The 13,229-nt window shown below is 53.1% G+C and carries 13 protein-coding genes; 7 read left to right on the top strand and 6 right to left on the bottom strand.

Going from position 1 to position 13,229, the window contains the following annotated elements:
* Nucleotides 1–11: 11 nt before the first annotated feature.
* Nucleotides 12–572, bottom strand: a complete 561-nt coding sequence (locus tag B0B12_RS19585) for a DUF4864 domain-containing protein (RefSeq protein ID WP_083704325.1) — start codon at nt 570–572, stop codon at nt 12–14.
* A 139-nt stretch (nt 573–711) separates the two neighbouring features.
* On the opposite strand from B0B12_RS19585, the gene B0B12_RS19580 reads away from it, so the two are divergent.
* The 4 genes from B0B12_RS19580 to B0B12_RS19565 all read left to right on the top strand — a co-directional run bounded on the left by B0B12_RS19580 (nt 712) and on the right by B0B12_RS19565 (nt 4,360).
* Nucleotides 712–1,503, top strand: coding sequence for a phosphatase PAP2 family protein (locus B0B12_RS19580; protein ID WP_076672402.1), 792 nt, complete (start codon nt 712–714; stop codon nt 1,501–1,503).
* Between the two features lie 65 nt (nt 1,504–1,568).
* The gene (locus B0B12_RS19575) at nt 1,569–2,828 is read left to right on the top strand and encodes a zinc dependent phospholipase C family protein (protein WP_076672400.1); all 1,260 of its coding nucleotides are present in this window, start codon (nt 1,569–1,571) and stop codon (nt 2,826–2,828) included.
* Nucleotides 2,829–3,310: 482 nt separating this feature from the next.
* On the top strand, nt 3,311–3,775 hold the full coding sequence (locus B0B12_RS19570; RefSeq protein ID WP_139337846.1) for a hypothetical protein: 465 nt from the start codon (nt 3,311–3,313) through the stop codon (nt 3,773–3,775).
* A gap of 138 nt (nt 3,776–3,913) precedes the next feature.
* Entirely contained in the window at nt 3,914–4,360 is a 447-nt protein-coding gene (locus tag B0B12_RS19565) for a hypothetical protein (protein ID WP_076672397.1), read from the top strand.
* Nucleotides 4,361–4,409: 49 nt separating this feature from the next.
* Here the strand turns inward: B0B12_RS19565 and B0B12_RS19560 are convergent, their stop codons facing one another.
* From B0B12_RS19560 to B0B12_RS19540, 5 genes are all read right to left on the bottom strand, one after another.
* Nucleotides 4,410–5,924, bottom strand: coding sequence for an HTTM domain-containing protein (locus B0B12_RS19560; RefSeq protein ID WP_076672395.1), 1,515 nt, complete (start codon nt 5,922–5,924; stop codon nt 4,410–4,412).
* A 91-nt stretch (nt 5,925–6,015) separates the two neighbouring features.
* A complete protein-coding gene (locus tag B0B12_RS19555) occupies nt 6,016–6,504 on the bottom strand; it encodes a hypothetical protein (RefSeq protein ID WP_212564625.1) in 489 nt (162 codons plus the stop codon).
* Nucleotides 6,505–6,678: 174 nt separating this feature from the next.
* Complete coding sequence (locus tag B0B12_RS19550; RefSeq protein ID WP_076672394.1) at nt 6,679–8,043, bottom strand: lysophospholipid acyltransferase family protein; 1,365 nt, start codon at nt 8,041–8,043, stop codon at nt 6,679–6,681.
* Nucleotides 8,044–8,181: 138 nt separating this feature from the next.
* Nucleotides 8,182–8,580 (bottom strand): hypothetical protein, encoded by a 399-nt coding sequence (locus B0B12_RS19545; RefSeq protein WP_076672393.1) that lies wholly within the window; start codon nt 8,578–8,580, stop codon nt 8,182–8,184.
* A 262-nt stretch (nt 8,581–8,842) separates the two neighbouring features.
* Nucleotides 8,843–9,064 (bottom strand): hypothetical protein, encoded by a 222-nt coding sequence (locus B0B12_RS19540; protein ID WP_076672392.1) that lies wholly within the window; start codon nt 9,062–9,064, stop codon nt 8,843–8,845.
* A gap of 312 nt (nt 9,065–9,376) precedes the next feature.
* Here B0B12_RS19540 and B0B12_RS19535 point away from each other — a divergent pair, with 312 nt between their 5' ends.
* The 3 genes from B0B12_RS19535 to carB all read left to right on the top strand — a co-directional run bounded on the left by B0B12_RS19535 (nt 9,377) and on the right by carB (nt 12,986).
* Entirely contained in the window at nt 9,377–9,850 is a 474-nt protein-coding gene (locus B0B12_RS19535) for a hypothetical protein (RefSeq protein WP_076672391.1), read from the top strand.
* On the top strand, nt 9,840–10,040 hold the full coding sequence (locus B0B12_RS19530) for a helix-turn-helix transcriptional regulator (RefSeq protein WP_076672390.1): 201 nt from the start codon (nt 9,840–9,842) through the stop codon (nt 10,038–10,040). Before B0B12_RS19535 ends, B0B12_RS19530 begins: the two co-directional genes overlap by 11 nt.
* Before the next feature lie 132 nt (nt 10,041–10,172).
* On the top strand, nt 10,173–12,986 hold the full coding sequence (gene carB, locus B0B12_RS19525) for a carbamoyl-phosphate synthase large subunit (RefSeq protein ID WP_076672389.1): 2,814 nt from the start codon (nt 10,173–10,175) through the stop codon (nt 12,984–12,986).
* The last annotated feature ends 243 nt before the right edge of the window (nt 12,987–13,229 follow it).

Here is a 13,229-nt window from a genome sequence, read left to right as displayed (position 1 = left end):
GGGGTAAAGTACTAAATCAGGCTCGACTGGCGGTTTACATCCTGGCGGGCAACGCCCACTGTCATCCAACAGCCTTTGTACATGCCTTTTCGCTGCTTGGCCAGTATGAATAAGTATGGCACTTGCTCTCCGTTCGAGCCCTTGATCACTACCAGCTGGTAGGCTGTATTGTCCGTGATCACCATCTGCCCGGTTTTGTAAGAAACGAAGTTGAGCATGGGGCTATAGGCAGGGTCGCGCACCATCATCCGGAAGTGGTTTAGCGGGCCCAGACTAACCCGGCTGGTAGGCGACGAGAAATTGAAAACCGTAATGATGCCACTGTCCGTCATGTCGTTTCGCTGAAGGGCGTGTAGCTGTATTTTGATGACCTGGCGGGGAGAAAGTGCCGTGGAGGGCCTCAGAAACCGGGCTTTTGAGTTCATAACCGTCTTGGCCTCGTCTGAGGTATAGCGCATGTGGTCGTCCGCACTCATCTCGGGCATAGCCGGAAACTGCACCCACAGCAACACCAGCAACGCGACCCCTACAACGAGCAGGAGTTTGTCGTATATATTTTCAAACCCTCTCATGTTCAATATGTACTTTATATAAGGCTAATAAGTTGTTAATAAATCATTTTGCCATGTGAGCGGTCCTTTTTCGTGGGTAAATGAACTTTCTTGTTCACCGAACTGAGAGTATTGCGTATAAAAATTGTATTTTTCTTTTATGCTTCACTTTCTGACACGTTTCTTCCAATCGATAGGCCGCTGGCTGGCCAGACAGCCGCTGGCGCAGCGCTTTTACCAGCGGTTTCCGGGGCTTTCCCGCTTCCTCCTGCGCCGCTTCGACACGACCACATTTATTGGCTTGCCACTGACTATTCTCCTGCTGGTCGTCGGGATCAATGCGGCGCTGCTCTCGCAACTCACCGAGGATGTGATCGAATCGGAAGGCGTGGTGCATGTGGACAAAGCCTTCACTCAGTTTCTTTACAGTATGCGGAGCGAGTGGCTGAGCCAGACCTTTTATGCCCTCACGCAGTTGGGCACCCGCGAAGCTACCTTTGCTGTCGGCGGCCTGGCTACGATTGTGTTTTTATACAAACGGCGTTACACAGCGGTGCTGGCCTTTTGGCTGACCATGGCAGGCGTTGGGCTTTCAGTGCAGTATGGCAAAAAGTTCATCAGTCGTGACCGGCCTACGGAGGTAGCCTTTTACCCGGAGCATAACTTTTCGTTTCCGAGCGGGCATGCCACCACCAGCATGGGACTTTGGGGTATACTGGCTTATTTCGGCTACCGTCACTTGCACCAGAAGCGCCTTCGCAATGCCGTGCTGGCAGGAGCTGCCGCACTGATTTTACTCATCGGGTTCAGCCGGATCTACCTGGGAGTACACTTTCTGTCGGATGTGCTGGCGGGTTTTCTGCTGGGCGCCATGTGGGTGCTGCTCGGCATCAGCATTGTAGAAGTGATGAGCTACCTCAGGGCCCGGAAGAAGCTGCAGACCTCTCCCTGAGATATAGGGTATACGCTATCTATTGCCGCGAATTTGCGTACAATACCCGACGCATACCTACAATCATGAACTACCGCACCCTTTCAAGGTCAGGCTTCCTGGCCCTATTCCTATACCTGCTTTTAACAGCGAGTGACGTGCGCGCCTATGGGGTGCTCACGCACCAGACCATTATCGATGCCGCCTGGAAAGACTCGATGGAGCCCCTGCTGCGCAAGCGTTTCCCCAAAGCCACAGAAGAGGACCTGAAAAAAGCCCAGGCACACGCCTATGGCGGCTCCATTGTGCAGGACATGGGCTATTTTCCGTTTGGCAACACATTTTTCACCGATCTGACGCACTATGTCCGGAGCGGCGACTTTGTAGAGAACCTCCTCAGATCGGCCACTACGATAGAGGAGTACGGTTTTGCGCTTGGGGCCCTGTCGCACTACAACGCCGATATACACGGCCATCCGCTTGGTACCAACAAGGCAGTCGCGCTGGTATACCCCAAGGTTGGGGCAGCGTTTGGGAAAGAGGTAACCTATGCCGAGGATGCTGCTTCGCATATCAAAACAGAGTTCGGATTCGACGTGCTGCAGGTGGCACGGGGCAACTACGCACCGGAGGCCTATCAGTCCTTCATCGGGTTTGAGGTATCGAAGGAGCTATTGGAACGTGCTTTTCTGGAGACCTACGGGCTCGAACTGAACGATGTGTTTATGAACGTGCCGTTGGCCATCGGCACCTACCGCTATACCATCCGCAGCTTCATGCCCGACCTGACCAAGGCCGCCTGGCAGGCCAAGAAAAGTGACATTCAGGAAGCGAGCCCAGGTATAACCCGTCGCAAATTCCAGTACCACATGAGCCGCGCTGAGTTTAACCAAGCCTACGGAACTGATTACGACAGACCTAACCTATTGGCGCGCTTCTCTTCTTGGATCATCAAAGTGCTCCCCAAGCTAGGGCCCTTCCAGACGCTCGCTTTCAAGCCGCCAACTCCTGAGGCTGAAAAGCTGTTCTACCACAGTTTCAACACCACTGTCGAGAACTACAAAATGCTCATCAAGCAGCTCAGGCAACAGGACCAGCTAAAGCTCGCCAACATGCAGCTCGACACAGGCGGGCCCTCCAAACCCGGCGACTACAAACTGACAGACGAGACCTATGCCGAGCTGCTGCACAAACTCGCCAAATCTGATTTCAAGCAAACGAGCTCTGCGCTGCGGCACGACATCCTGCAGTTCTACCAGTCCCGCAATGCGATGAAAGAAGTAGAGCAGGAAGATCGTGCGAAGCTAAAGGAAGACCTGAAAAAGCTGCAGGCTTTCCAGCTATAAAACCAGACCCGGCGCTATGCCTGAAAGTCATCCAGGTATAGCAAGTACAAGTTGTGGATATACCTTCGCGCCCTTTAAGGGGAGAACTTCCTTAAGTTATCTAGACTTGCCCTCAAGAGAAGAATTTGGCCATTGCAATGCGCTCTTCTACGATTCGATGGCCGTCAACTCAATCGTTTTTTGGCGCTTCGGACAGTGTGAAAATCTGACTTAGGGCGAAAACGCTTCCATAACCCAGATCTCTCCAAGCCGTCGAAATGAATGTTTAGCCATCGAATATACTTAGTGGATGGCATTGGTTATGGGCCTGCTAAAACTTATATAACTATAGCGTGCCGAACTTGTGCACACGCGGGAATGTGAGGGCAAGTTGAAACCCTAAGCCCGAAAACGCGATACATATAACTCTGACACTCTGCCTAAAGCGTCCGGCTATGGACGTAAGACAGGGCGTACGTGTGTTTAATTAAAACAAATTAACTATGGAAAACAGAACGAATAAGAATTCGCAGTCGAATCAGAATCCATCAGCTCAGAGCAGCTCACAAAACAATACATCTAATATGGGCTCCAGCCAATCCTCATCTTCAAGCATGAACAGCGGAAGCCAGTCATCTTTCAACCAGCCGTCTTCTGGCAAAAACATATCCGGAAGCAGCCAGTCATCAGCTTCGGGCAAGTCGAATTGGAAGGACACGTTCAAGAAAGAAAACCTGAACAACCTGACAGGCAAGCTGCAGGAGTTTGGCAACAGCACCATGAACAAGGTGAATGGCCTGAGCACTACTCAGAAAGTAGTAGGTGGTTCGCTGCTGGCACTGGGCGCAGGCTGGGTAGCGATGAACACGATGAACAAAAACAAATCGGCCAATATGGGCTCCAGAACCGCGAGCTCACAGGACAAGCTGAACAGAAACCTGAATAAGAACAAGGGAAGCAACCGCTAGTTGCCCCAACGATAAAGCTACATGGCAAAAAGCCGGGTCAACAGCCCGGCTTTTTGTTTCGTACCGCTATAGCAGACAACTGTGTGCTGCGTATAGCAACACGACCGACCTCAATAACTCTATGAAGAAGCTAACACTATGGAAATAAGCAAAGCACTGGTAAGCGGACTGGCAGGAGCCGTCGCCTTAACGATCACACATGAAACCCTGCGCAGGCTTGTGCCTGAGGCGCCCCGTATGGATGTGCTGGGGATGCGGGCCATCTCAAAAATTATGAAGAAAGCGGGAGCACAGCCTCCTGCCGATGGGGAGTTACGGACCTGGGCCATGGTAGGCGATGTGGTTTCGAACTCACTCTACTACAGCCTGGCTGGCACTGGTAAAGATGCCTGGCTGCGCGGCGGCCTGCTGGGAGCCGGAGCAGGTGCAGGTGCTGTATTATTGCCCGGCCCGCTGGGCCTTGGTACTGACCCCAGTAACCGCACCAACAGCACTCGCGCCATGACGGTGGGGATATACCTCTTGGGTGGCCTGGTTGCAGCCGCGGTGGGGAGTGCGCTCGCCTGCAAAGACGGGGAGTGCTGATACTCCACACGAAGAAGGTATAAAGTGGTGCTCTGCAGTTGTGTTCAGTTTACTCCGGTAAATTGGCGCAGGTGCAGAGCACTTCTCTTTGCGGGGTGACGGGCTGGTAATCGGGTTGCGTATACTCTTTCATGTAGACCACCTGCAGTTCCTGGATGGGGTTTTGGGGATGCGCTTCATTCCAGCGGCGCACCAGGTAATTGCAGTAATAGGGCCTCAGAAATGCATAGTTCACAAACAGATAGTTCTCGGAGTACTTCCGCCAGCGGTCATTCTTAAACAGGCTTACGACAGAGGCCGGCTTGGCATAATCCGCTTCTTGCCCTTCGCGGTTCAGGTCGATCAGTTGGCCATTGGCTGCGTGGCCTTCCAGCACATACCAGCCGTCATCCTTAAACACAGCCGGAGCGAACATACCCCAGCGCTGGTCTACGCGCAGCAAATTGCCAAACCAGGTGGTGGAGTCCGTCATGGCGGGCACCCGCGTAGTGGCCCCCGCCAGGTTCCACCAGATGCAGTAGATCAGCACGAATGTCACAAATCCCTCTCTGACGTACAGCAGCTGCCTTCTGGAAAGCAAGGGCTTTTGCAGGCTAATTTGCAGCTGCAACTGAGCCGGGCTTTTAAACCCTCTGAAGATGCGCTGGAACTGCCCCGTAAGCGGCCGCCTGAAAGAGGAGAGGAACTTACGCTCGGCCCAGTTCATGGCCTGTGACGGTAGCAAGCCTGAAATGGAGGCGATGTTGATGAGGTAGAACAGTCCTACAAACAGGGTCAGGCTGATGCTGATGTGGAACACAAACAGCACACCAATGACAACGAGCCGCCAGACATGATTATAGAACGGGATCAGTAGCAGGAAAGGGAGCAGCAGTTCGGTATACCAGGCGCTGAGCGTCAGGAATTTCAACAGCTCCGGGTATGGGTAGATGAGCTTGCCGACCGGCATCAGGATCTGGTCGAGGCTAAGGGCGTAGTAGAGTGCTGTACCATCGGTGTGCCACTCCGGCGAGCTTTTGAGCAGCGCGGTGCAGAAATACACCAGGAAAATCTGTAGGATGTAGGCTACCGTGGCCGCACTGAAATAGGTCGTTTGTTGTAGCGGAGGGGCTTCGGATTTTACGGCGTCGTAGCTGTAGAATTTACCCCATGGCAGAAACATGCCCCAAAAGAGCAGCATACGGAGCAGGTCGTCACCGCCTTGCGCTATAAACGTGTTCCGGTTTTGGAGCGAGACGAGCAGGACCCAACTGACGATGGTGGCGGTGCGGGTCTTGTAGCCCAGCAGCAGACATACCGCAAACACAGCCGCCACCAGGAAGAGCAGGGCCTGTACCTGCCAGAGTCCGCTCAGGGTATGGAAAGAAAAATGGTAAGGGTTCCAGCCAAACTGGTGCAATACGTGCAGTGGCAACACACCCATGTTGGAGTAGTGCGCCTCCAGGTCGGTTGCCCGAATGGCCAGGTCCGTCAGGATGATGCCGGCTACCCAGATCCGCATGATGGCCAGTGCACGAAGGTCAACTGTAAAAACCCGGCGGAGGTATCGTTGCAGTTGATGCATGGTGTGTCAGGTATAAGGTTGAATAAAACAAAAAGGCAAAGACCGGGAGGTGCTTGCCTTTTTGCTTGTGTAATAAGAAGTACAGATCCCGCTATCTTGGCGTTGTACCCATAGTGGTGGTACCCGTAGTGGAGCCAGTAGTTGTGCCACCGGTAGTGGTTGTACCTGTAGTGGTGCCAGTTGTAGTTCCAGTCGTTGTTCCCGTAGTAGTACCGGTTGTAGTGCCAGTCGTTGTTCCGGTCGTGGTGCCGGTGGTCGTACCTGTTGTTGTACCAGTAGTCGTGCCGGTGGTGGTACCTGTAGTAGTGCCCGTTGTAGTTCCTGTCGTTGTACCGGTAGTCGTGCCGGTAGTTGTTCCAGTGGTCGTACCTGTTGTGGTACCGGTAGTTGTTCCAGTTGTAGTACCAGTTGTAGTACCAGTTGTTGTACCAGTCGTCGTAGTACCGGTAGTGGAACCAGTCGTTGTGCCCATATCGGTATCTGTTGCATCAGTGCCGGTAGTTGTGGTATCTGCACAACCGGTCATAACCGTAGCTGCTACAAACGATAGCGCGAGCATGTTTACAAATGTCTTTTTCATAGTTCTTGTTGTTTGTAATACTGTAAAAATTAGATTTCAGTATCCTGTTTACGGAACTAGTGCTATTTGGATAACTTTTTAAAGGAAATAGATTGGATAAATCCTGCTTCTATACAACATACAGGCTTTTCGTGATAGGCCTACAGGTATAGACAATGGTAGCCGGATGCGCGTTTAGCCGAGGCTCTGGCTGTCGGTTTGCTGGTGGAGGTATTCTTTTCTGGCGCCTTCCAGCTCGCTTATCAATTCCTGTCGTTGCCGTTTAAGGCTTGCCGCCACCGGGCTATTGTTCATAAAAAGGCGCAGCAACAGCCAGTGCTCCCGCACGCGCAGCAGTATGTTCCAGTAGCGGTGCGCAAAAAAGCCCGACAGTGGCAGGCTGATCAGGTATAGCAGCAGGTATAGCGTGTCGGGCCAGAAGTGCCAAAAGACACTTGCCTGCAGCGCATACAGGATTGGGAATGAGAAAATACCCACCGACAGCATGATCGGCGCTCTGAACTCCTGCTCTTCTGTGAGCGCATCGGCCACTTTAGAAGGTATAATATAAGCGAGGTAGTTGTTGAAGAGCCCGTACAGGTATAGCGGCAGGGTGAGCGTCAGCAGCAGGGTGCGGACAAGCGTCTGGCGCAGCAGCACGTTATTTTCCTCCACGGTGGGCAGGCGTTTCAGATCCAGCTCCTCCAGCTGCCCCACGTACGACCGCATCTTGTCCCGGAACTGCTCTACGCGCAGCGGCTGCGTTTCCAGGAAGTGGGCCAGTCCTTTCATAATCGCCCTGGTCAGTAGAAAGTCGCGCACATGGCGCGGGGCTTCTAGGGGTGTCTGGGCCGCCAGTGTCTCTTTGTATACCTGTTCAATCTGCCGCACAAGCACGTCTTCATCATCAGTAGGCGTTACCACAATCAACTTTTCGAGCTGCTGCCGGATGCGGTCTGTCAGTTCGTTCACGGTGCCTTTCTCGTCCTGCTGGTACTGCGCCAGGTAGGGGGCGACTGCAATGGGTTTTCCCACGTTCACAAACACGTCGCTTCGGAAGCGCGTCGGGTCGGAGTAGTTGAGTCCCACCGGCAGTATCTGCAGGTTCGCCACCTCAGGCAGGCTGGCGGCGGCACCGAGCGCCATCCGGGCTGTGCCTGTCTTGAGCTTTCGCAGGCGCCTTTCGTTAAAGCTGGTACCCTCCGGAAAAATGAGCAGCGTTTTGTGATTAGTCAGTGCCTGGTAAATGGCTTTGAAGGTGGCTTCGTTGTCGAGCGGCACGCCCGGCCTGTCCTGACTGCGGTGAATCGGGATCAGGTTCATGTGTGGGAGTAGCCAGTTGTGCAGCGGCGAACTGAAGACGGTGCTTTTCGCGATGAAGTATACCTGCTGCGGGAGGAGGGAGGCAATCACGATCGGGTCCATAAAGGTGTTGGGGTGGTTGGCCACCACCAGCAGCGGACCGCGCGCGGGCATCAGATGGCGGTTGCGCACCACAAACCTCCGGAAAAACACCCAAAGGCCTGTGCGTAGGATCAGCTTTAAAACAAGGTATAGCATGCGCGCTTTTCAGGTATAAGTCTAAGCCTTGCCAAGGTATAGGAGGCCTACGTTTAGCCTGACAATATAAGCAATATCTTTTACCCCCGGATGTCGGAAAATGGTGGAAATGTAAAGCCTGAAGCAAGGTATAGCGACTTATTCCTCAGAGATGAGCCACTCGTAAGCGGAGGTGAGGTCTTCGAACTCGCGGGTTTCGAAAGGAAGGGGGGAGGAGCTGTTGGCGAACACTTGCTGAAACTGGCGGCTGGCAGTCGGGTCGAAGGGCTTTAGGGAGGCGGAGCGCTTGAAGGGGAGTTGGCCGAAAGCCTGCGCGAAAATGTCGCGGGTCCAGGCGAGGTCATCAGGGTCGAGGGGGGAGAGCAGGCGGCTGTCGGTAATGGCGTAGGGCGCTTCCAGTTCGCGGGCAAGCCTGATCAGTTTGATGAGCGCCTGCCTGTACTGCAAGCTGCTGCATTTGCCATACCACTGACTCAGCAGGACGTGGCTGGCTACATGGTACTCTACGAGCAAATAATCAGTCTGGAAGTAAACCATATGCAATGGCGTTAAACCGGTGAATTCCAGCCTAATGATACTGAATAATTATGGTCGTGTCAATCTTTTTGGGAATAAAAGATGCGCTTTCGATGTAGGGGTAATACCGGTTTTTGCACTCGTTTTCGGGTTTTTGCCGCTATGGCAGTTAAGTATAGGGATATTCAGATTTCCGTTGTCAATAAATGACGCTGGAAACAAAAAAAGCCGCAGATAACAGCACGGGGTGCTGCTGTCTGCGGCTTCTGTGAGCGGTGATATTTTATTTTGTTCTCAGGTTGTTGGCGTTGCTGCCGTCCAGTTTACGGGTGTCCTCCTCGTTTTTGGCCGCCACGTTGCCGCCTTCTTCTACGCCTTCGGGCTCAGGGTCTAAAATATCATGATCTTCTTTCTTCACGCCCTCCAGCGGCTCTGGATTTTCGTCCGGCAGGCGCTCGCTCTCGTCTGAGTTGGTAATGATATCGTCTTCGCGTGGTGTTTCCATGATTCTGTTGGTTAGTTTATACCTTAATGTACGTAGCGCGGCGCGAAGGTTTGTGTGTGCGTTGTGTTAGCGCGGAATCTTCCCCATAATTACTGACGGCTTGCCTCAAAACGTTTTATTCCGGAGGCAACAGGTTTGCGGTGCAGGTATAGGCGGAAGCGAACTGGGTTAGTGCCAGAATCTCTTCTCAGGAATCTTATTAAAATAGCCTGTCAAAAAAAATAAACCTTCAGATTAGTAAAAAAATATTTCCTTTATGTAAAATATATTTTACTTTTAGTAATCTTTATCGTACATCAAAAGAAAAGTCATATGAAAGAACTGTTACCACAAGTAAAACTGCTGCCTAACCGGTTTAAGCGGTACGGACTCTGGGTGCTTATAGCAGGTATGCCCGCCCTCACGCTCCTTACTTTCGCCTTGATCAGTATAGGGCTTATACCCAGGAGTGATGCTTTCTTTGACGAATGGTCTCACCCGATCGTCTACTACCCGATCATCATCGGATTGGCGCTGCTCAATTTTTCGGAGGAGAAAGAAGAGGATGAGATGGTGCAGCACCTGCGCTACCAGGCGTTTATGACCGGCGTGCTATACCTGATCGTCGGGATTCTGATGCTTCCTTTGTTCACGAACGCGGTCAAGCTGCTGGAGGGAAGTACGCTGGGTATGCCAGACATAGGCGGTATGCTGGGTGCGTTAGCTTTGCTGCTTTTCTATACCTATGCTTCCTTTAAGTATAAACTTCACCAAATGCGAAAAGCACTCGAGACTGATGCGGAATAACATTAAGGTAGAGCGGGCCAGAAAAGACATGACCCAGGAGCAGCTGGCCGAGGCCCTGGGCGTGAGCCGCCAGACGATCAACGCCATCGAGAAGAACAAATACCTGCCCTCCACGCTGCTGGCCCTAAAAATGTCGGATTTGTTTGGCGTTACAGTCAATGACTTATTCATACTGGAAGAAGGCGACTGAGCATACCTGCTGCCCTTGCTTTCGAAATAATGCAAAAACGCTATGTGAAAAAAGTGGGCCCGGCATGCATTTTCTGTTTGTGAGCCCCAGATTTTCGCGCTAACTTTGGGCAATTTATACCTACCACAGCACATGCCTAAAGACACCAGTATTAAATCCGTTCTGATTATTGGTTCTGGCCCCATCGTTATCGGCCAGGCCTGCGAGTTTGATTATTCCGGCTCCCAAGCGGCACGCTCCCTTCGTGAAGAAGGCATCGAAGTGACGCTCATCAATTCAAACCCCGCCACTATCATGACCGATAGTGTAACAGCGGATAATGTGTACCTCAAGCCGCTTGAGAAGAAGTACATCATTGAAATCCTGGAGAAACATAAGATTGACGCCGTGCTGCCGACCATGGGCGGACAGACAGCCCTGAACCTGGCCATCGAGTGCGACAAGGCCGGCATCTGGGAGAAGTATGGCGTGCGCATCATCGGTGTGGACATCAAAGCCATCGAAACCACCGAAGATCGTGAGAAGTTCCGCCTCAAAATGCTCGAGCTCGGGGTAAATGTCTGCAAGGGAGAAACCGCTACCTCTTTCCTGGAAGGTAAAGAGATAGCGCAGGAAATCGGTTTTCCACTCGTGATTCGCCCTTCGTTTACCCTTGGTGGTACGGGGGGCGGTTTTGTTAATACCCCTGAGGAGTTCGACGCTGCCCTGACCCGCGGCCTGCATGCCTCGCCGGTGCACGAAGTACTGGTAGAGCAAAGCATCATGGGCTGGAAAGAGTACGAGCTGGAGCTCCTGCGCGACAACCTCGGCAACGTGATCATCATCTGCTCGATCGAGAACTTCGACCCGATGGGCGTGCATACCGGCGACTCCATTACGGTAGCGCCTGCCATGACCCTGCCCGACACCACCTACCAGCACATGCGCGATCTGGCCATCAAAATGATGAACGGCATCGGGCAGTTTGCCGGCGGCTGTAACGTGCAGTTCTCTGTGAACCCGGAGGACGACACCATCATTGCCATCGAGATCAACCCACGCGTATCCCGCTCTTCGGCCCTGGCCTCTAAAGCCACCGGTTACCCGATCGCTAAGATCGCGGCCAAGCTGGCCATCGGCTACAACCTCGATGAACTGAAGAACGCCATCACCAAAACAACATCAGCTTACTTTGAGCCGGCGCTGGACTACGTGATCGTGAAGATCCCGCGCTGGAACTTCGATAAATTCAAAGGAGCCAACCGTACGCTGGGTCTGCAGATGAAGTCTGTGGGTGAGGTGATGGGCATTGGCCGCACCTTTCAGGAGGCGCTGCAGAAAGCCTGCCAGAGCCTCGAGATAAAGCGCAACGGCCTGGGTGCCGACGGCAAGGAGATGACCGACTACAACGAGCTGGTTCACAACCTGAAAAACCCGAGCTGGAACCGCCTGTTTTGCATCAAAGATGCCATGCGCATCGGTATCCCGACCAGCACCATCCAGAAGCTGACCAAGATCGACCCGTGGTTCCTGTCCCAGATTGAGGAGCTCGACATGCTGGAGAAGGAGATGGAGAAGTATACCTTGGCTACGCTGCCAGCCGAGTTGCTGCGCGAAGCCAAAGTGAAAGGCTACGCTGACCGCCAGATCGCGCACATCCTGCGCTGCCTCGAGAGCGAAGTGCACGCCGTGCGCATGGAGCTGGGTATACAGCGTGTGTACAAAATGGTGGATACCTGCGCCGCTGAGTTCGAAGCCCAGACACCATATTTCTACAGCACCTTCGACGGCGAGAACGAAAGCGTGGTAAGCGACAGAAAGAAGATCGTGGTGCTGGGCTCTGGGCCGAACCGTATCGGTCAAGGCATCGAGTTCGACTACAGCTGCGTGCACGGCGTGCTGGCGGCCAAGGAGTGCGGCTACGAGACTATCATGATCAACTGTAACCCGGAGACGGTATCGACAGACTTCGATATCTCGGATAAGCTGTACTTTGAGCCGGTGTTCTGGGAGCACATCTACGACATCATTCTGCACGAAAAGCCGGAAGGCGTAATCGTGCAGCTGGGCGGCCAGACTGCCCTGAAGCTGGCTGAGAAACTCGACCGCTACGGCATCAAGGTGATTGGCACGAGCTACAAAGCGCTTGACCTGGCCGAGGACCGTGGCTCCTTCTCTTCATTGCTGCGCGACCTGGGAATTCCGTACCCTCCGTTCGGCGTGATCGAGTCAGCTGAAGAGGCGCTGGAGCTGTGCAAAGAGCTGAAGTTCCCGCTGCTGGTGCGCCCTAGCTACGTACTCGGTGGCCAGAGCATGAAGATCGTGATCAACGAGAAGGAGCTTGAAGCCCACGTCATCGACCTGCTCAAAGACCATCCGGGCAATAAGGTGCTGCTCGACCACTTCCTCGACCACGCCATTGAGGCGGAGGCCGATGCGATCTGCGACGGGGAGGACGTGTATATCTGCGGCATCATGGAGCACATCGAGCCGGCCGGTATCCACTCCGGTGACTCCTACGCGGTGCTGCCTCCGTTCGACTTGTCTGAAAACGTGATCCGTCAGATCGAGGAGCATACCAAAAAGATCGCCCTGGCCATGAACACGGTGGGTGTAATCAACATCCAGTTTGCGATCAAGAACGAGGTGGTGTACATCATTGAGGCCAACCCGCGAGCTTCGCGTACCTTCCCGTTCATTGCCAAGGCCTACCGCGAACCGTACATCAACTACGCGACCAAGATCATGCTGGGCGAGAAGAAGATCAAAGACTTCACCTTCAACCCGCACAAAGAAGGATATGCAATCAAGGTGCCGGTGTTCTCGCACAGCAAGTTCCCGGAAGTGAACAAGGAGCTCGGCCCGGAAATGAAGTCGACAGGTGAGGCCATCTACTTCATCGACGACCTGAAAGACGACTACTTTGTGAAAGTATACTCCGAGCGCAACCTATACCTGAGCGTGTAGCAACGCAAACAATTTTCAAAAGCCCTCTTCTGAAAAGGAGAGGGCTTTTTTGTTTTTTGGGTGGTATGCTATTCTAATTGCCCTCGCTCGCGTCCCGCGAGCGAGGGCAAGGTAGATGACTGTATTCAACAGGTATACCTTTGCTACAAAGCTTATACTTGCGAATTCTCAATGGCACAAATTCCCCTCTTGAGAGGGGGCAGGTGTGTGTCAATCGTTAAGGTTAAGGCCATATTTTAAGAT

The sequence above is a fragment of the Pontibacter indicus genome, from assembly GCF_900156345.1.
Classification (GTDB): domain Bacteria; phylum Bacteroidota; class Bacteroidia; order Cytophagales; family Hymenobacteraceae; genus Pontibacter; species Pontibacter indicus.
This window is presented reverse-complemented; position numbering and strand designations above follow the sequence as displayed.